We start from the raw sequence: 20088 nt of genomic DNA on the forward strand, positions 1-20088 counted from the left end.
GTGGCAGGATTCTTTTCCAAACTCCTCAAACGCAACGCGGCGGAGGTGGAACCGGCCACCCCGCCTTCGGGCGACCCCTTCGACATGGACTGGGGGAGCGGCCAACCCACCGACGCCGTGGTCTACCAGCTCACCAGCGTCCTCATGCGCTACCCCACCGAAGAAACCCGCGCCCTGCTACCGGAGCTCACCGTGCTCGCCGAAGAAACCGGCAACGACTACCTGGTGCGCGGTGTAGCCCGCATCAAGAACTGGTACGAGGCAAGCGAGCTAGATGCCATGCAGGCTGAATACGTGCAGGAATACGACCTGTCACGCCGGCACGCCTTCCACCTGTCCTACTGGACCGAAGGTGACACCCGCCGCCGCGGCGAGGCCCTAGCCCGCTTCAAGCAGATGTACCGCGACTCAGGCATGGTCACCACCCTGCACGGGGAACTACCCGACTACCTGCCCATGGTGCTGGAGTTCACCGCCCTGGTGGACGCCCGCGCCGGCCGCGCTGCCCTGCAGGCCTACCGCCCCTCCCTGGAGCTGCTACGCCTGGCCCTACGGGACGACAACCTGCCCTACTACGAGCTCATCGAAGCGGTCTGCCAGACCCTGCCCGGAGTTTCCCCCGAAACCCAGGCAGACGTGCAGAAACTCGTCGCAGCAGGCCCACCCGCAGAAGCTGTCGGCCTAGCCCTGGCCCCCGGCGATCCCCGCCTACTACCCCTCCTGCTGCCCCACGAACAGACACCCGGCGCCACCATCGGTGCCGACCATAAGAACGGAGCCACCCTGTGACCGGCACAGTTAACGCCCTCGACTTCTTCCTCTGGGGCATCTTCCCCTACATCACCCTCGCCATCGTCGTCGGCGGTACTCTCTGGCGCTACAAGACCGACCAGTTTGGCTGGACCACCCGCTCCTCCCAGATGTACGAGTCCAAGCTGCTGCGGATTGCCTCCCCCATGTTCCACTACGGCATCCTGGTCGTGCTCGTGGGCCACATCGTGGGTCTGGTGATCCCCAAGTCCTGGACTGATGCGGTTGGCATCTCCGAGCACTTCTACCACATCAACGCCCTGGTGCTGGGCTCCATTGCAGCAGTTGCTACCCTCATCGGCCTCTTCGCCATGATCTACCGCCGCCGCACTTCGGCCACCGTCTTCCGCGCCACCACCTGGAACGACAAGATGATGTATGTAGCCCTGACCAGCGCCATCGTCCTTGGCTCAGTTGCCACCCTCTTCAACGCCATGGAAATCGAGGGGCACCACAACTACCGCGAAACCGTCTCGGTCTGGTTCCGCTCCCTCTTCTACTTCCAGCCCAACGTCGAGGCCATGGCAAGCGCCACCACCTCCTTCCACATCCACGTCATCGTGGCCATGATTCTCTTCTGCCTCTGGCCCTTCACCCGTCTAGTGCACGCCTTCACCGCGCCCCTGCACTACATCTTCCGGCCCTACATCGTCTACCGCTCCCGCGGCAAGCGCAACCACGCCCGCGGCTGGTCGCCGGTCGGCACCGCAGACTCCGTGAACAAGGACGCCCGCACGGTCGAGCGCCAGCACCACCACCACTAAGGAAAACACCATGTCTACTACGGCTGTTGCTGCGAAAGATCCGCAGCTTGCTGGCCAGTTCAAGTACGTGATTATGGCGGCCCTTGCCTCCATGATTGGCTTCTGGGGCTGGACCATGATTGGCCCCCTGGCCAAGTACTACACCGAAACCTACGGCCTGACCGAGGGCCAGCGCTCCCTACTGATCGCTACCCCGGTCATCGTTGGATCCCTGGCCCGTATTCCGGTGGGCGCGCTGACCGACCGCTTCGGCGGCCGCATCATGTTCACCATCATGCTGACCCTGACCGGCTCCATGGTGCTCATTACCGGCCTGGTGGGGCAGATGGGTAACTTCTCCCTGCTTCTGCTGGCAGCTTTCTTCCTGGGCATCGGCGGTTCTATCTTCGCGGTGGGCATCCCCTTCGCCGCAGCCTGGTTTGAACCCCACCGCAAGGGCCTCGCCACCGGTATCTTCGGCATGGGTATGGTCGGTACGGCCTGCGCTGCCTTCTTCAACCCCCGCATGTTGGCTGCCTTCGGCTACTTTCCCACCCACGTCATCATGAGCTGCGTGGCCCTGACCTACGCCGTCATCGTCTGGCTCTTTATTCGTGACTCACCCGTCATGAAGGCCCGCACCCCCGAGCCGGTTCTCCCCAAGATTCTGGCTGTGTCTAAGAAGCTGGTTACCTGGCAGCTCTGCTTCATCTACGCTGTGGTCTTCGGCGCCTTCGTAGCTTTCTCGAACTTCCTCTCTACCTACATGCAGAACATCTACGGCTACGAGGCCGTTGCCGGTGGTACCTTTGCTGCCATGTTCGCAGCCTGCGCCGTGCTGGCCCGCCCCTTCGGTGGGGTTGCAGCCGATAAGTTCGGCGGTAAACTGACTACCCTCATCGTCTTCGTTGCCATGACCGTGCTGGCCATCTGCATCGCCTTTGAGCCTGAGAGCACCGCCGTGAACACGCTGATTCACGTGGTTATGGCCCTCTTCGTGGGCTTCGGTACCGGCACGATCTACGGCTGGCTGGGCAAGGTCGTTCGCCCGCAGGACACCGGCACCGTATCAGGCCTGGTCTCAGCAGCCGGTGGCCTGGGCGGCTACTTCCCGCCCCTGATTATGGGCGCTGCCTACACCGCCTTCGGTAACTATTTCTGGGGCGTTCTGGCCCTGGGCGCCACCTGCGTTATCTCTATCTTGGTCTCCCTCTTGATGGCCTCAGATAAGAAGGCCGCCCGCCCCGCCTAACCTCATATCCCCTCAGTTATGGGGCTGATGTGCTCCAAGGACGCCTGCGCCCCGCTTTCCTGCCTACGGGCAGGGGCAGGGCGCGCTGGCGTCCGCCCCCATAAATCGACTTATCTACCCCGAAAGTCCCTCGTGTGGTGCTTTGGGTGTAAGGTGTGGCACAATAAGGGTTGTTACAACTAAAACGCCGTTACGACTGGTGCGGGAGAGACCGTACACGCTCGAGGTTGAGGGACCACGGGCACCGGCGCCGAAGGAGCAAACCCTCCCCGGGAAACTCTCAGGCACATGTACCGCTCAGTTAGGCAACTCTGGAGAGGGGCGTCAAACCCCCACCGAAGGGGCAAAATTCGCGCCCGCTACCAAGCGTGATGGGTAGCTGCGAACCAAAACTCTCAGGTTTTAACAGAGCGGGGAGGGCACCACCACAGGGCAACCCTGTGGGCAGGTTTACCCTCTACCCCTGGAGAGTTTCATGTCATTCATCGATCGCCACCTTGGCCCCCGTTCAAACGACCAAGAAACCATGCTCTCGGTGCTGGGCTACGACAGCCTCGGCGCCCTCATCAACGAGGTCATCCCTTCCAATATTCGCCTAGAGGGCGACCTCAACCTGCCTGCCCCCCTGTCTGAGCTTGAGGCCCAGAACAAGATTGCTTCCTACGCCGCCCAGAACCAGGTTAAGCACCAGATGATCGGTGCCGGCTACTACGATGCCATCACCCCGGCCGTAATCCGCCGCAACATCCTCGAAAACCCGGGCTGGTACACCTCCTACACCCCCTACCAGCCTGAAATCTCCCAGGGCCGCCTCGAAGCGTTGCTGAACTTCCAGAACACCGTCATGGAGCTGACCGGCCTGCCCATCGCCAATGCCTCCCTGCTCGATGAAGCAACCGCCGTTGCCGAGGCCGCCGTCATGATGCACCGCGCCAACCGCAAGGTCAAGAACGGCTTTTTCGCTCTCGACGCCCGCGCACTGCCCCAGACTCTCTCTGTTGTCCGCGGCCGCGCCGAAGCCCTGGGTATTCCTTTTGTGATTACCGACTTCGCCGATGGCCTGCCCGAGGGCGACCTTTACGGCGTCATTATCTCCAACCCCGGCCACGACGGCGAAGTGCGCGACATTGAGCCGCTCATCAAGGCCGCCAAGGACCGCGGCGCCCTGGTCACCGTCATCGCCGACCTGCTGGCCCAGACCCTGCTGACCGCCCCCGGCCACCAGGGCACTGACATCGCTGTTGGCTCCTCCCAGCGCTTTGGCCTGCCCTTCTGGTACGGCGGCCCCCACGCTGCCTTTATGGCCGTTTCTAAGGGCATGGAACGCAACCTGCCCGGCCGTCTAGTCGGTGTCTCAAAGGACGCCTTCGGCAAGCCCGCCTACCGCCTGGCTCTACAGACCCGCGAGCAGCACATCCGCCGCGAAAAGGCCACCTCTAACATCTGTACCGCCCAGGCCCTGCTGGCTATCGCTGCCGGTGCTTATGCGGTCTACCACGGCCCCGAGGGCCTGCGCGCCATTGCCAACAGCCTGCACGACAAGGCCTCCCGCATTGCAGCTGCCGGTGCCGCAGCCGGCCTGAAGCTGGTCCACGAGACCTTCTTCGACACCGTCGCCTTTGAAGCTAAGGGCCGCGCGGATGAGCTGGTCGCCAAGGCCCTGGAAGCTGGCATCAACATCCGCCGCCTCTCAGCTGACCGTATCTCTATCTCGGTGGGCGAGTCCCACACCGATGAGGTCCTGGAAGCCCTGGTTGCTGCTCTGGGCGGCGAGCTGGGGGAGACCGACGCCTACGAGCTACCCGAGGCCCTACTGCGTACTGACGACTACATGACCCATCCGGTTTTCCACCTCTACCGCTCTGAGACCTCCATGATGCGCTACCTGCGCTCCCTCTCAGACAAGGACCTGGCCCTGGACCGCACCATGATCCCCCTGGGTTCTTGCACCATGAAGCTGAACGCAGCAGCCGAGATGGAACCCATCTCCTGGCCCGAGTTTGCCTCTATCCACCCCAACGTGCCTGCCGATCAGGCTGCCGGTTGGAAGGCTCTGATTGACGAGCTCTCTGCCTGGCTGGTTGAAATCACCGGCTATGACGCTATCTCCCTGCAGCCCAACTCCGGTGCGTCCGGCGAGTACGCGGGCCTGCGCGCTATCCGCGCCTACCACGAGGCCAACGGCGACACCCAGCGCACCGTCGTCCTGATTCCCATGAGCGCCCACGGCACCAACGCTGCCTCTGCCGCCCTGGCGGGTCTAGCTGTTGCCGGTGTTGCAACCGCCCCCGACGGCTCCATCGACGTCGAAGACCTCAAGGCCAAGATCGAAAAGTATGGCGATACCATCGCCGGCATCATGATTACTTACCCCTCCACCCACGGTGTCTTCGAAGAGCAGGTCGTTGAGGTCTGCCAGCTGGTGCATGACGCCGGTGGCCAGGTCTACGTGGACGGCGCCAACCTCAACGCCCAGATGGGCCTGGCCCAGCCCGGCAAGTTCGGTGGCGACGTCTCCCACCTGAACCTGCACAAGACCTTCGCTATCCCCCACGGTGGTGGCGGCCCCGGCGTCGGCCCCGTCGCTGTTGGCGCCCACCTGGAGAAGTACCTGCCCGGTAACGGCTTTGAAGCGGATGCCGAAGGCCAGCTGGCAGATGCCCCCCTGCCCATCTCCCAGGCCATGTTCGGTTCTGCCGGTGTGCTGCCCATCTCCTGGATGTACATCGCCATGACCGGTGCTGAGGGTCTGCGTGCCTCTTCTGAAACCGCTATTCTCTCGGCTAACTACATCGCCAAGAAGCTGGGCTCCCTGTACCCCGTGCTCTACGCGGGTGAAACCGGCCTGGTGGCCCACGAGTGCATCCTGGATCTGCGTGAGCTGACCGCGGCGTCCGGAATCACCGCCGAGGACGTCTGCAAGCGCCTCATGGACTACGGCTTCCACGCCCCCACCCTGGCCTTCCCCGTGCCCGGCACCCTCATGGTCGAACCCACCGAGTCAGAGTCCCTGGCTGAGCTGGACCGCTTCATCGAGGCCATGACTAACATCCACGCTGAGATCCAGGAAGTCATCGACGGCAAGGTTAGCGCCGAGGAATCCGTGCTCCGCAACGCCCCGCACACCGCCGAGGTCGTAACCGCCGACGAGTGGACCCGCCCCTACCCCCGCTCCCAGGCAGCCTACCCCGTGCACGAGCTGCGCCTGAACAAGTACTTCACCCCCGTGGGGCGTATCGACGGAGCAGGCGGTGACCGCAACTTTGTCTGCGAATGCCCGCCCATGGAAGCCTTCGACCTCGAAGTCCACAGCGCCTAAGGCAAGAAAGGTCTAACCCCTATGTCACCTCAGAAAACTGCCCTCTACCCGGTCCACGCAGACCTGGGTGCCGCCTTCACTGACTTTGGCGGTTGGGACATGCCCCTCAAATACACCAACGACGTTGAAGAGCACAAGGCTGTGCGCTCTGCTGCCGGTCTCTTCGACCTCTCCCACATGGGCGAATTCCGCGTCACCGGCCCCGATGCTGGTGCCTTCCTGGATTACGCCCTGCTCTCCAACATGTCCATTCTCAAGGTGGGCAAGGCTAAGTACTCCCTGCTTCTGGCTGAGGACGGCGGCGTCATCGACGACCTGATTACCTACCGCCTGGGTGAGGAAGAGTTCCTGGTCATTCCCAACGCCGCTAACGTGGTAGCCGACTACGAGGCCATGAGCGCCCGAACCGAGGGTTTTGATGTGCAGCTGGTCAACGAGACCGCCCAGACCTCCCTGGTTGCGGTTCAGGGCCCTACCTCAGAGGCTATCCTGCTCGATATGGATCCCTCCGACGCCGAGACCATCACCTCCATGGGCTACTACGCAGCTGCCCCCATCCGCTTTGGCGATATTGAGGCCCTGCTAGCCCGCACCGGCTACACCGGTGAGGACGGCTTCGAAATCTATGTCGCGAATGAGGACGCTGCCAAGCTCTGGGCTCTGGCAGCCGAGCGCGGCGAGAAGCACGGGGCTATTCCCGCAGGCCTCGCTGCCCGTGACTCCCTTCGCCTTGAAGCCGGTATGCCCCTCTACGGTCACGAACTGGGGCGCGACATTACCCCCTTCGAGTCGGGTATGGGCAAGCTCGTTGAGATCGCTTTGACCAAGAAGGCCGCCAACTTCGTGGGTAAGGACGCCCTGGTTCAGCTCTCTGAGCAGACCCCGGCTCGTTCTCTGGTGGGTCTCAAGGCCCAGGGCAAGCGCCCCGGCCGGGCGGGCTCTAAGCTGGTAGACGAGAACGGCACCGAGATTGGTGAGATTACCTCGGGTATTCCCTCACCCACTCTGGGCTACCCTGTGGCTATGGCCCTACTGGCAACCGAGCACGCCACTGTAGGTGAGACCGTCAGTGTTGATATCCGTGGTAAGGTTGCTCCCTTCGATATCGTAGAGTTGCCCTTCTACAAGCGCGAGAAGTAGGCCACGAGCGCATCTCGATCAGAACCCTGTGCTACCGTTACCCCGCCACGATCGGTCGGAAGCCGGTTGGTAGCACAGGGTTCTTTCTGACCTAGGACCCCTTGACACCCCAAAGGAGCATCACCTATGGAGCTAACCGCCACCCCCGATTACCTTTCTGAACCACCCCACTCAGAAGCACAAACCAAAGCCGAAGCCCTGGACTACGATATCTCCGTCTTCGAGATGTTCTCCATCGGTATTGGCCCTTCTAGCTCCCACACCGTGGGTCCCATGCGAGCCACCAACCGGTTCATCGCTGAACTGATTGATGCTGGCACGCTCAATGACGTCACCCGGGTTCACATTGACCTCTACGGCTCTCTGGCTGCTACCGGGGCCGGGCACGGCACCATGAGTGCAGCCATTAAGGGGCTGGCTGGTTTCGTGCCCGAAACCATCGATATTGCTGCCGCCGAGGCTCTCATGGACCGCAACCAGGTAGATGGCACCCTGCCCCTGGCAGGTTACCCCTCGGCAGCCTTTGAGTCCGGTGCCCCCGGCCCCGAGGCAACCAAGGTGAGCGGGCCCGTCCTTTCCTACAAGGAAGCCGATATCACCCTGCGTCCGCTCACCGTACTTCCCCGCCACACCAACGGAATCAAGGTCACCGCCTACGCCGGGGAGAGCCAGCTGCTAGAGCGCACCTACTTCTCTGTCGGTGGCGGCTTTATCGTCGAAGAACACGAAGAATCTTCAGGCTCCACCGGGCTCTCCAAAGCCCCTTACCCCTTTGGGTCGGGCGAAGAGCTGCTGGACATGGCCAACAGTGCGGGGCTTTCCATCGCCCAGCTCAAGATGGAAAACGAGAAGACCGAGCGGAGCGAGAGCGACGTGCGCGCTGGAATCCTGCATATTCGGCAGGTTATGAAGGAATGTATCGGTTCCTCCCTGGAACGCATGGGCTACCTGCCTGGCCCCCTCAAGGTGCGCTGCCGTGCTGGACAGTGGCACCGGGACTTACTGGCCGAAGACCCCACGAAATCCCCCGAGTTCGCCATTGACTGGGTTAATCTGATTGCTCTGGCCGTCAACGAAGAAAACGCCTTTGGTGGGCGGATCGTCACTGCCCCCACCAACGGGGCGTCCGGCATTATCCCGGCCGTGCTGCACTACGCCCTGAACTACGTGCCCTCGGTGCGCCACCGCGGCCAAAAGGTCATTGATGACGCCGTCGTTGACTTCTTCCTAGCTGCCGCCTCCATCGGGGCCCTCTACAAGAAACGGGCCTCCATCTCTGGTGCTGAGGTGGGCTGCCAGGGTGAGGTAGGCACCGCCTCGTCCATGGCCGCAGCCGGTCTTGCCCAGGTCATGGGCGGTACCAACGAGCAGGTAGAAAATGCCGCCGAAATCGCTATGGAGCACAACCTCGGCCTAACCTGCGACCCCGTCGGTGGGCTGGTGCAGATTCCCTGCATCGAGCGTAACGCTATGGCGGCCTCCAATGCCGTTACCGCCGCCAAGATGGCCCTGCGCGGCGACGGCCAACACCGCGTTTCTCTGGACCAGGTCATTGAAACCATGCGCCAGACCGGTGAGGACATGTCGCACCGCTACAAGGAGACCTCCATGGGCGGTCTGGCCGTCAACGTGGTAGAGTGCTAACCGGAGTTTGCAAAAGTCGCAGAGATTGGGTATAGACAGCGTGAATATTTTGCTGTAGCATGAATATTTGCGCTTCCCTAATCTTCTGTGCCTTCATATAGCGGTGGGCAGGTTGTAACAGGTTTTAAGTACGCCCCAGTACCCCGAACATCAATCTAGCCACTATCCCAGCACGGCACAGGTGCTATAACAGGCTAGTTTGCCTTTTCAACGGGTCCTTGAGTGTACCGCCCCTGGTGGGGGAGCGGGTACGAACAGACATGTCTGTGGAAGGATCCAATCTTGGTCGCCTCGAGCACCTCTCATACTGAAGCCGCTAACGGCGTAGGTTCGCAGCGCCGAATCTCATTCGCAAAAATTGCTGAGCCCCTGCAGGTTCCCAACCTGCTCGCGCTCCAGCTCGACAGCTTTGATCAGCTCGTCGGTAACGAACGCTGGGCAGCTAAAGCAGCTGTAGCAGCAGAAACCGGCGATACCTCCGTCAGCCAGACCTCAGGTCTTGCCGACATCTTCGAAGAAATCTCCCCGATCGAAGACTTCCAGGGCACCATGTCCCTGTCCTTCTCCGATCCCGAATTCGCCGACCCCAAGTACACCATGGAAGAGTGCAAGGATCGCGACGCGACCTACGCAGCTCCCCTGTACGTCAAGGCCGAATTCATGAACAACAACACGGGCGAAATCAAGCAGCAGACCGTGTTCATGGGTGACTTCCCCCTGATGACCGAATCCGGCACCTTCGTCATCAACGGCTCCGAGCGCGTCGTTGTTTCCCAGCTGGTTCGTTCACCCGGCGCCTACTTCGAAAAGACCGCCGACCGCACCTCCGATAAGGACATCTATACCGCGAAGATCATCCCTTCCCGCGGTGCCTGGTTCGAACTCGAAATCGACAAGCGCGACCAGGTCGGCGTCCGTCTGGACCGCCGCCGCAAGCAGTCCGTCACCACCCTGCTCAAGGCCCTGGGCTGGAGCGAAGCCAAGATTCTGGCTGAATTCGGTGAATTCGACTCCATCCGCGCCACCCTAGAGAAGGACACCGTCCAGACTCGCGAAGAGGCCCTGCTTGATATCTACCGCAAGCTGCGCCCGGGCGAACCCCCCACGGTTGATGCTGCCCAGAACCTGCTGGACAACATGTACTTCACCCCCCGCCGCTACGACCTGGCAAAGGTCGGCCGCTACAAGGTGAACCGCAAGCTGGGCATCGACACCCCTGTCAACGATCCCTCAGCGTCTGTGCTGTCCCAGGACGACATCGCAGCGATGATCCGTTACCTGGTCACCCTGCACGCAGGTGGCACCAGCATCAAGGGCGTCCGCGACGGCCAGGAAGTCGACATCCGCGTCGACGTTGACGACATCGACCACTTCGGCAACCGCCGCATCCGCGCCGTGGGCGAACTGATCGAAAACCAGATTCGCACCGGTCTGTCCCGTATGGAGCGTGTTGTCCGTGAGCGTATGACCACCCAGGACGTCGAGGCTATTACCCCTCAGACCCTGATCAACATCCGCCCGGTCGTTGCCTCCATCAAGGAATTCTTCGGCACCTCCCAGCTCTCCCAGTTCATGGACCAGAACAACCCGCTGGCAGGTCTGACCCACAAACGTCGTCTCTCCGCGCTGGGCCCCGGCGGTCTCTCCCGTGACCGTGCAGGCATGGAAGTGCGAGACGTGCACCCCTCCCACTACGGCCGTATGTGCCCCATCGAAACCCCTGAAGGCCCTAACATCGGTCTGATCGGCTCGCTGGCAACCTACGCCCGCATCAACCCCTTCGGTTTCATCGAGACCCCCTACCGTATCGTCAAGAACGGTAAGGTCACCGATGAGGTCAAGTACCTCACCGCCGATGACGAAAAGGGCAACACCATCGCTCAGGCCAACGCGCCCCTGAACGCAGACATGACCTTCGCTGAAGAGCAGGTCCTCTGCCGTGCAGGCGACGGCTCCGGCGAAGCAGTGCTGGTAGACGCCTCTGAAATTGAGTTCATGGACGTCTCCCCCCGCCAGATGGTGTCCGTGGCAACCGCCCTGATTCCCTACCTGGAACACGACGACGCTAACCGAGCACTGATGGGTGCTAACATGCAGCGTCAGGCTGTGCCCCTGCTCGAATCAGAGGCACCTGTCGTTGGTACCGGTATGGAACGCTACGCGGCTCTTGACTCCGGTGACTCCGTTGTCGCTAAGAAGGCCGGTGTGGTCTCCGAGGTCTCCGCTGACCTGGTTGTCGTCCGCAACGACGATGGCACCACCACCTCCTACCCCATCCTCAAGTTCCAGCGTTCCAACCCCGGTAACTGCTACAACCACCGCGTTGTTGTTAAGGTGGGCGACCGCGTTGAAGAGCGCAGCCTGATTGCCGACGGCCCCTCAACCGACAAGGGCGAACTGGCACTCGGTAAGAACCTACTCGTGGCCTACATGTCATGGGAAGGCTTCAACTTCGAGGACGGCATCATCCTGTCCCAGCGCATGATCTCTGACGACGTACTCACCTCAATCCACATTGAAGAGCACGAAATCGACGCCCGCGACACCAAGCTGGGTGCCGAAGAGATCACCCGCGACATCCCCAACGTCTCCGAAGAGGTGCTCTCAGCCCTCGACGAGCGCGGCATCATCCACATCGGTGCCGAGGTTGAGGCCGGCGACATCCTGGTCGGTAAGGTCACCCCCAAGGGCGAAACCGAACTGACCCCCGAAGAGCGCCTGCTGCGCGCTATCTTCGGCGAGAAGTCCCGCGAAGTCCGTGACACCTCACTCAAGGTTCCCCACGGCGAGTCCGGTACCGTTATCGGCGTCCGTATCTTCGACCGCGAAACCGACGACGAAGACCTGCCCAGCGGCGTCAACCAGCTGGTCCGCGTCTACGTTGCCCAGAAGCGCAAGATCACCGTCGGCGATAAGCTGGCAGGACGCCACGGTAACAAGGGTGTTATTACCAAGATCCTCCCCATCGAGGACATGCCCTTCATGGAAGACGGTACCCCCGTCGACATCATCCTCAACCCGCTGGGCGTTCCCGGTCGTATGAACATCGGTCAGGTACTCGAAGTTCACACCGGCTGGCTGGCCAAGCAGGGCTGGAAGATCGAGGGCAACCCCGCCTGGCTCGACAAGCTCCACAACTTCCCCAAGGAAACCGGCCCCACCAACGTCGCAACTCCCGTGTTCGACGGTGCCGGTGAAGAGGAACTGTTCGAGCTGCTGGACCACGCTAACCCCAACCGCGACGGCGACCGCCTGATCAACCGCTCAGGTAAGGCCCGCCTGCTCGATGGCCGCTCGGGCGAGCCCTTCCCCGAGCCGGTATCCGTTGGCTACCAGTACATCCTGAAGCTGCACCACCTTGTCGACGACAAGATCCACGCACGCTCCACCGGCCCCTACTCCATGATCACCCAGCAGCCCCTGGGCGGTAAGGCCCAGTTCGGTGGCCAGCGCTTCGGTGAAATGGAAGTGTGGGCACTGGAAGCATACGGTGCCGCCTACACCCTGCAGGAAATCCTGACCGTCAAGTCTGACGACGTTCACGGCCGCGTGAAGGTCTACGAAGCCATCGTTAAGGGCGAGAACATCCCCGAACCCGGTGTGCCCGAGTCCTTCAAGGTCCTGATCAAGGAAATGCAGTCCCTCTGCCTGAACGTTGAGGTCCTCTCAACCGACGGTAAGACCATCGAAATGCGCGATGTAGAAGACGAAGGCTTCCGAGCAGCAGATGACCTGGGCATTGACCTGTCCCACGCAGAGCCCAGCTCTGTCGAAGAGGTCTAAACCCTCCCATCTGTTCGAACAAGACTTCAAAACACTAGGAAAGAGATAAGGACCAAATGTCCAACGAATCTTCACTTGGTTTGATGCGTATTGGCCTGGCGACCTCCCAGAACATCCTGGACTGGTCGTACGGCGAGGTTAAGAAGCCCGAAACCATCAACTACCGAACCCTGAAGCCCGAGAAGGAAGGCCTCTTCGACGAGCGCATCTTCGGCCCTACCCGCGACTGGGAATGCTACTGCGGTAAGTACAAGCGCGTGCGCTTCAAAGGCATCATCTGTGAGCGCTGTGGCGTAGAGGTAACCCGTGCCAAGGTGCGCCGCGAGCGCATGGGCCACATCGAGCTGGCAGCTCCCGTGACCCACATCTGGTACTTCAAGGGCGTGCCCTCCCGCTTGGGCTACCTGCTTGACCTGGCCCCCAAGGACCTGGAAAAGATCATTTACTTCGCCGCCTACATGATTACCCATGTGGACGAAGAAGCCCGCCACGAGGACCTGCCCAACCTGCAGGCCGCCCACGACCGCGACAAGAAGGTCTTGCAGGACCAGCTCGCAGCCGACATCAACCTGATCGCCCGCGAAACCGAAGAGGAACTCGCCAAGATCGAGGCTGACGGTGGCAAGGCCGCCGAAAAGCGCAAGCTGCGTGACGCAGCCGAGCGCCAGATGGCGTCCGTCCGCAAGAACGCAGAACGCGAAATCGAGCAGCTCGACCGCATCTGGGACCGCTTCAAGAACCTCAAGGTCGCTGACCTTGAAGGCGACGAAGCCCTCTACCGTGGCATGGTCGACAAGTACGGCATGTACTTCGAAGGCTCCATGGGTGCAGAAGCTATCAAGAAGCGTCTTGAGAACTTCGACATGGAAGCTGAAGCAGAGGCCCTCAAGGACATCATCCAGACCGGCAAGGGCCAGAAGAAGACCCGCGCCCTCAAGCGTTTGAAGGTTGTCAACGCCTTCCTGACCACCGATAACTCACCACTCGGTATGGTACTGGACTACGTTCCCGTCATCCCGCCGGAACTGCGCCCCATGGTGCAGCTCGACGGTGGCCGCTTCGCGACCTCCGATCTGAACGACCTCTACCGTCGCGTCATCAACCGCAACAACCGCCTCAAGCGTCTGCTGGAACTCGGTGCCCCCGAGATCATCGTGAACAACGAAAAGCGCATGCTGCAGGAAGCTGTTGACTCCCTCTTCGACAACGGCCGTCGCGGTCGCCCCGTTACCGGCCCCGGTAACCGCCCCCTGAAGTCACTCTCTGACATGCTCAAGGGTAAGCAGGGGCGTTTCCGCCAGAACCTGCTCGGTAAGCGCGTTGACTACTCGGGTCGTTCCGTTATCGTCGGTGGCCCCACCCTGCAGATGCACCAGTGTGGTCTGCCCAAGCAGATGGCTCTGGAGCTCTTCAAGCCCTTCGTGATGAAGCGCCTGGTAGACCTCAACCACGCCCAGAACATCAAGTCTGCTAAGCGTATGGTCGAGCGTTTCCGACCCCAGGTCTGGGACGTCCTCGAAGAGATCATCACCGAGCACCCCGTGCTGCTGAACCGCGCCCCCACCCTGCACCGCCTGGGTATTCAGGCCTTCGAACCCCAGCTGGTCGAAGGTAAGGCTATCCAGCTGCACCCGCTCGTCTGTTCAGCATTCAACGCTGACTTCGACGGCGACCAGATGGCAGTCCACCTGCCCCTGTCACCCGAGGCTCAGGCCGAGGCCCGCATCCTCATGCTGTCCTCCAACAACATCCTGAAGCCCTCAGACGGCCGCCCCGTTGCGGTACCTGACCAGGACATGATCATCGGTCTCTTCCACCTGACCACCGCCCGTGACGGTGAGAAGAACGAAGGCCGCCTGTTCTCGTCCTACGCAGAAGCCATCATGGCTATGGACCGCCACGAGATTGAGCTCTACACCAAGGTCAAGATCGTGCTGGACGACTTCGTACCCTACGAGGGCTGGGAAGCCCCCGAAGGCTACAAGCCCGGTCAGCCCGTCCTGGTTGAAACCACCGTCGGTCAGGTCATCTTCAACGAGACCCTGCCCGCCGACTACCCCTGGTACACCGGTATCGCCGACAAGAAGTCCCTGGGTGCCCTCATCAACGACCTTGCTGAGAAGTACCCCATGCACGTGGTAGCCAAGACCCTTGACGCGCTCAAGAACACCGGCTTCTACTACGCTTCGCGCTCAGGTGTGACCGTTGCGGTCTCCGATATCGCAGCGCCCCCCACCAAGCCCGCCATTATGGAAGGCTACGAGGAGCAGGCAGCCAACATCGAATCTCAGTTCGCCATGGGTCTGATCGACGACGTCGAACGCCGTACCGAACTGATCGATATTTGGACCAAGGCAACCGACGAGGTCGCCGAGGCCATGAAGGAAAACCTGGCTGAGAAGAACACCACCATTAACCGCATGGTCACCTCGGGTGCACGTGGTAACTGGATGCAGGTTCGTCAGATTGCAGGTATCCGTGGTCTGGTGTCTAACACCAAGGGTGAGATTATGCCCCGTCCGATTAAGTCTTCTTACCGTGAAGGCCTGTCGGTTCTGGAGTACTTTATCGCAACCCACGGTGCTCGTAAGGGTCTGGCAGATACCGCGCTGCGTACCGCAAACTCCGGTTACCTGACCCGTCGTCTGGTCGACGTTTCTCAGGACGTCATCGTGCGCGAGCACGACTGTGGCACCCGCCGCGGCCTGACCCTGCCCCTAATCGAGAAGGACGCCGCTGGCAACGTCTCCCTGCACGAGAACGTCGAGTCTTCAATCCACGGCCGCGCTCTGGCTGTTGACGTTGTGGCTGAAGACGGCACCGTACTGGCTGCTGCTGGCGCTGACGTCTCAGATATCGTCATTGACGACCTGTTCAAGGCCGGTATCGAAGAGGTTCGCGTCCGCTCCGTCCTGACCTGTGAGTCAGCAGTTGGTGTTTGTGCCCTCTGCTACGGCCGTTCCATGGCTTCAGGTAACCTGGTCGACATTGGTGAGGCCGTCGGTATTATCGCGGCTCAGTCCATTGGTGAGCCCGGTACCCAGCTGACCATGCGTACCTTCCACACCGGTGGTGTCGCATCGGCTGACGATATTACCCAGGGTCTGCCCCGTATTCAGGAACTCTTCGAAGCCCGCACCCCCAAGGGTGTTGCCCCGATTTCTGAGGTCACCGGTCGCGTCACCATCGAGGACACCGACAAGTCCCTGAAGGTTGTTGTCACCCCCGATAACGGCGATGACCCGGTTGCTTACCCCGTCCTGCGTCGTGCCCGCCTGGAAGTTGCCGAAGGTGACCACATCACCGTCGGTACCCAGCTGGTCGCCGGTGCTGTTGACCCCAAGGAGATCCTGCGTATCCGCGGTCCCCGTGAGGCTCAGAAGCACCTGGTGGACGAGGTCCAGGGCGTCTACCGCTCCCAGGGTGTAGGCATCCACGATAAGCACGTTGAGGTTATCGTCCGCCAGATGCTGCGCCGTATCACCGTCATCGACTCCGGTGAGACCAACCTGCTCCCCGGTGAGCTGGTTGAGAACATCGCCTTCCAGAACGCTAACCGTGCGGCTCTGGCCGAGGGTAAGCGTCCTGCATCAGGCCGCCCTGAGATGATGGGTATCACCAAGGCGTCACTGGCTACCGAGTCCTGGCTGTCTGCCGCGTCCTTCCAGGAAACCACTCGCGTCCTGACTCAGGCTGCGATGGAAGGCAAGGAAGATCCGCTGGTCGGCCTTAAGGAGAACGTTATCATCGGTAAGCTCATCCCCGCTGGTACTGGTCTTGCCATGTACAATGACATCGAGGTTGAGCCCACCGACGAGGCTCGTGAGGCTCTGTTTGCTCAGACCGCAACTCCCTACAACGATTTCAGCTACGCCGAGACCAACGAGGGTGCTATCAGCCCCGAGTTCCAGGCTATTCCGCTGGATGACTACGAGTTCGGTAAGTAAACCGGCTGCCATTTCCCTGGTATAGGTAAGGCCCTTCCCCGCGTATCTGCGGGGAAGGGCCTTCCTCGTATGTGGGCGCCGGGAAGTACCCGGCAACCTATAGAACGAGCCTTCTGTATGAGCGGGGTATTTTGGGGGTGGCGTTGACTAGGCCGGTTGAGGTGGCAAGGGCTTGAGCAAGCTCGGCTTCGGTGACGGCGCGGACGGTCGTGCCCGGGTAATGTGTGGCTAGCTGCTGGGCTTTAGCAGAGGACCTTTCAAAATCGACATCAAATAGATTGAGCGTTCTAGTTCCTAAATTCAGCAGGGCATCTGCGGTGGCGGAGCCCGCTCCACCGACACCCAGCTGGGTGACGGTTGCCAACTCCTCGGGAGCCGGTGCTATCCCCTGGATTAGGGCAGAAGTAAAGCCACTCACAGCGGTGTTGTACCCGATGAGCCTACCTTCCCGCGCCACCACCGTATTGACAGCCCCCAGCCTGGCTGCGGCGTCTGACACCTCATCGAGGTGCTCCAGAACAGCCTGCTTGTAGGGAAAGGTGATGTTGAAAGCGTTGTACCCAAGGTCACCCCCCCCCAGCGCAGCAAGTCCCCTACAGGCAAGACACCAGCTGCCCGCGCCCCTGGGCCCAGCGCATCAAGGTCGATAGGGCGGTAGAGATAGCGTACACCTGCCCGGTCTGCTGCGAACTCGTGTAGGGGCGGGGTAAGAGAGGCTGTGATACCGCTACCTAGCAGGCCGACCAGGTAAGACTCATCGGGGGTGCTCACTCGTACTGTCCTTTTCGTGGGGCTAGAGTTCTTCCGTTCTACCACGAATCGCGGGGCAAGCCCAGCTAGCTAGAAGAGCCTCCGGTCGATAGGCTTATCTGAGCACACACGGGCAGGTTTAAACCCGCCTATCGTTTCGCACATCTTGAGGGTCAAATGAAACTATCACGACATATAGGGGTCAAGCTCGGCGTCTTTGGGGCTGCCCTATCGCTAGCTGCCGGGGCCTATCTGATCCCGTCCCAAGCCGACGCAGAACTGACACCGGCGGGTGTCAATGCCCAGAGCCTGGCCCAGCTGGTGAACTCCACTCGGCCCACCGCTGCTAACCCCTACCTGGTCGGGGCGGGTGTTGCCGATATCACCGGTGAGGTCGCCGAGGTAGCCTTCGTGGGCTATGGTACCGATACCCAGAAGGGCTCGGGTATTCATACCCGCCAGTACGCCCGCGCCTTTGTGGTGATTGACCCTGCCACCGGTTCCCGTAACCTGATAGTGGTCCTCGATGCGCTAAGCGCCTGGAACAGCATTCGCGCTGAACTGGTGAACCGTATCCAGGCTGAACTCGGCCCCGAGTTCACCGAAGCGAACATCATGATTACAGCCTCCCACAGCCATGCCACCCCCGGCGGCGTGAGTAAGGACGTGCTCTACAACCTGGCAACCCTAGGCTTCAACGAACCCACCTTCAACAACCAGATCAACGGGTCTATGCAGGCTATCCGCGAGGCCCTGGCCGACCTGGCCCCCGGCAACGTGACGGTCTCCAGCAGCCAGCTCACCGGTGTAGGCGTCAACCGCTCGGCAGTAGCCCTGGAGCAAGACCCGGCTAACCTCACCGACGAACTGATTAACGGGGTTGACCCCACCAGCACCACCTTCCGGTTTGAACACAACGGGGTGACCCGCGCCGTCCTCAACTGGTTTGCTATCCACCCCACCTCCCTCACCAACAAAAACACCCTGGTCTCCTCAGATAACAAGGGCTACGCCCAGTACCTGCTCGAAACCGTAGACCACGGGGTCAACCTCAATGCGGGGTCAGAGGACGACGCCTTCATCGCGGCCTTTGCCAACAGCAACACCGGTGACGTCTCGCCCAACACCATGCTGCAGCCGGGCATGGGCCCCACCAACGACATGTTCACCAACCTTGAGATTCAGGGAACCAAGCAGGCAGACGCCGTCCGCACCCAGCTGGCAAGCGCGGGTACCCCGGTGGGGCAGGGCCTGGACTCCCGCATCACCTATGTGGACTTCTCCAAGGTGCAGGTGGACGCCCGGTGGACGGGCACCGGCTACGCGGGCTCTACCTGTAACGCCTCGCTGGGCGCCCCCTTTGCCGCCGGTAGCGTGGAGGACGGTCCCGGCGCAGCCGGCTTCAATGAGGGGGCTAATGCCAATAAGGTCTGGAGTGACTTCAACTGGCTGGCCTACAGTTCATCTGCCAGCCTGAGTGCCTGCCAGTACCCCAAGGCTAACCTGCTGGCCGTCCATAAGAAGGTGCAGCAGAAGTTGCCGGTGCAGGTCATGCGCTTCGGTAACTACTACCTGCTGGGTATGCCCGGTGAGCACAACGGCGCGGTCGGCGTGCAGTACCGCCAGGATATGGCTGCCCTGCTGGGCGTTGACGAGTCGCAGATTATCGTGCAGGGCTACACCAACGCCTACAGTCACTATGTGACAACCCCGCAGGAATACGTTTCGCAGCAGTACGAGGGCGGGGCCACCGTCTTCGGTATCAATACCATGGGGGGCTTCCGCCAGACCCTTAACACCGTTGCGACCTCTCTGCGCGATGGCACCGAGCTGCCCTTGGGCGATAAGCCCACCGTACGCACCCCCATGAAGAGCGCTGTGGGCAAGGTCTGGTACGACCTGCCAGGCGCTGGCCACTACTACGGCAAGGTGCTCACCCAGCCTGCTAATACGGCCCGGGGTGCAACCGTCAGCGCCCTCTTTGTGGGTGCCCACCCCAATAATGACCAGCAGCTGAACTCCAGCTACCTTGAAGTTCAGCGTCTAGAGGGTAACCAGTGGGTGACCGTCGCCGGCGATAACGACCCGGCCACCCGCTTCCACTGGAAGCGCCACCTGGCAGCCCAGTCCCGCGTAACCATCGAATGGCAGATTCCTGCCGATGCGGTTCCCGGTACCTACCGGATTCTCTACCACGGGGATTCCAAGAACGGGGTCGGCACCATCACCCCCTTCACCGGGGCAACCCAGAACTTCACCGTCAGCTAGGCGGGCAGGTTCTTTTAGGACGCGGACGCCGGTGCCCCCTTCCCCGGGCAGGGGAGGGGAGCGCCGGCGTCCTTGCTCTTTTAAAAGCCTTAAGTGCCAGACATCACCCGATTAAAGAGCTTAAAGCTGCCCCCAGAGCACACAGGGGGGTAGATTAAGCCTTTCTAACCAGCTAGAGTAGTACCTGGAGTACTTAGCAGTAGTATCTACTGCCCGCACAGACACGTTCTGAGCAGTACATAAGAACCAATGGCAGAATGGACACCGTCCTTTGGCCTTGTTCGCCCGGGCATCTAGCCCGAACAGCGATCTTGAGGCCTAAATGCCATTTTTTGTTGTGTCTGGGCTCCTGCTAAGTCATAAAGATTTTCTTTTGCGCTTATCCCAAGTGACAGAAGGCAAGTAAACCGGTAGCCCCTAACGGGGCCGCCG

General features: G+C 61.1%; 10 protein-coding genes and 2 riboswitches. Of the genes, 9 read left to right on the forward strand and 1 reads right to left on the reverse strand.

What is annotated here, in order from left to right:
• The 8 genes from narJ (at nt 1) to QM007_RS02860 (ending at nt 16638) form a co-directional block, all read left to right on the forward strand.
• The gene (narJ, locus tag QM007_RS02825) at nt 1-789 is read left to right on the forward strand and encodes a nitrate reductase molybdenum cofactor assembly chaperone (RefSeq protein ID WP_283490472.1); all 789 of its coding nucleotides are present in this window, start codon (nt 1-3) and stop codon (nt 787-789) included.
• Nucleotides 786-1574 (forward strand): respiratory nitrate reductase subunit gamma, encoded by a 789-nt coding sequence (gene narI / locus QM007_RS02830; RefSeq protein WP_283490473.1) that lies wholly within the window; start codon nt 786-788, stop codon nt 1572-1574. The genes narJ and narI overlap by 4 nt, the downstream gene beginning before the upstream one ends.
• 10 nt (nt 1575-1584) lie before the next feature.
• Entirely contained in the window at nt 1585-2805 is a 1221-nt protein-coding gene (locus tag QM007_RS02835) for an MFS transporter (RefSeq protein WP_283490474.1), read from the forward strand.
• 192 nt (nt 2806-2997) lie between these two features.
• Nucleotides 2998-3111, forward strand: a riboswitch (glycine riboswitch).
• A riboswitch (glycine riboswitch) is annotated at nt 3112-3224 on the forward strand.
• Between the two features lie 56 nt (nt 3225-3280).
• On the forward strand, nt 3281-6124 hold the full coding sequence (gene gcvP, locus QM007_RS02840) for an aminomethyl-transferring glycine dehydrogenase (protein WP_283490475.1): 2844 nt from the start codon (nt 3281-3283) through the stop codon (nt 6122-6124).
• A gap of 21 nt (nt 6125-6145) precedes the next feature.
• A complete protein-coding gene (gene gcvT, locus QM007_RS02845) occupies nt 6146-7264 on the forward strand; it encodes a glycine cleavage system aminomethyltransferase GcvT (RefSeq protein WP_283490476.1) in 1119 nt (372 codons plus the stop codon).
• A 126-nt stretch (nt 7265-7390) separates the two neighbouring features.
• Entirely contained in the window at nt 7391-8908 is a 1518-nt protein-coding gene (locus tag QM007_RS02850; RefSeq protein ID WP_283490477.1) for an L-serine ammonia-lyase, read from the forward strand.
• 282 nt (nt 8909-9190) lie between these two features.
• Entirely contained in the window at nt 9191-12691 is a 3501-nt protein-coding gene (gene rpoB, locus QM007_RS02855) for a DNA-directed RNA polymerase subunit beta (RefSeq protein ID WP_283490478.1), read from the forward strand.
• A 56-nt stretch (nt 12692-12747) separates the two neighbouring features.
• On the forward strand, nt 12748-16638 hold the full coding sequence (locus QM007_RS02860) for a DNA-directed RNA polymerase subunit beta' (protein ID WP_283490479.1): 3891 nt from the start codon (nt 12748-12750) through the stop codon (nt 16636-16638).
• Nucleotides 16639-16735: 97 nt separating this feature from the next.
• On the opposite strand, the gene QM007_RS02865 is transcribed toward QM007_RS02860, so the two are convergent.
• Nucleotides 16736-17218 carry a hypothetical protein gene (locus QM007_RS02865; RefSeq protein WP_283490991.1) on the reverse strand — a complete coding sequence of 161 codons (483 nt, stop codon included), beginning with the start codon at nt 17216-17218 and terminating at the stop codon, nt 16736-16738.
• Between the two features lie 347 nt (nt 17219-17565).
• Between QM007_RS02865 and QM007_RS02870 the strand changes: the two genes are divergently transcribed.
• Nucleotides 17566-19656 carry a neutral/alkaline non-lysosomal ceramidase N-terminal domain-containing protein gene (locus tag QM007_RS02870; RefSeq protein ID WP_283490480.1) on the forward strand — a complete coding sequence of 697 codons (2091 nt, stop codon included), beginning with the start codon at nt 17566-17568 and terminating at the stop codon, nt 19654-19656.
• Nucleotides 19657-20088: the final 432 nt, after the last annotated feature.

Source organism: Rothia sp. SD9660Na (assembly GCF_030064065.1).
Lineage (GTDB): Bacteria > Actinomycetota > Actinomycetes > Actinomycetales > Micrococcaceae > Rothia.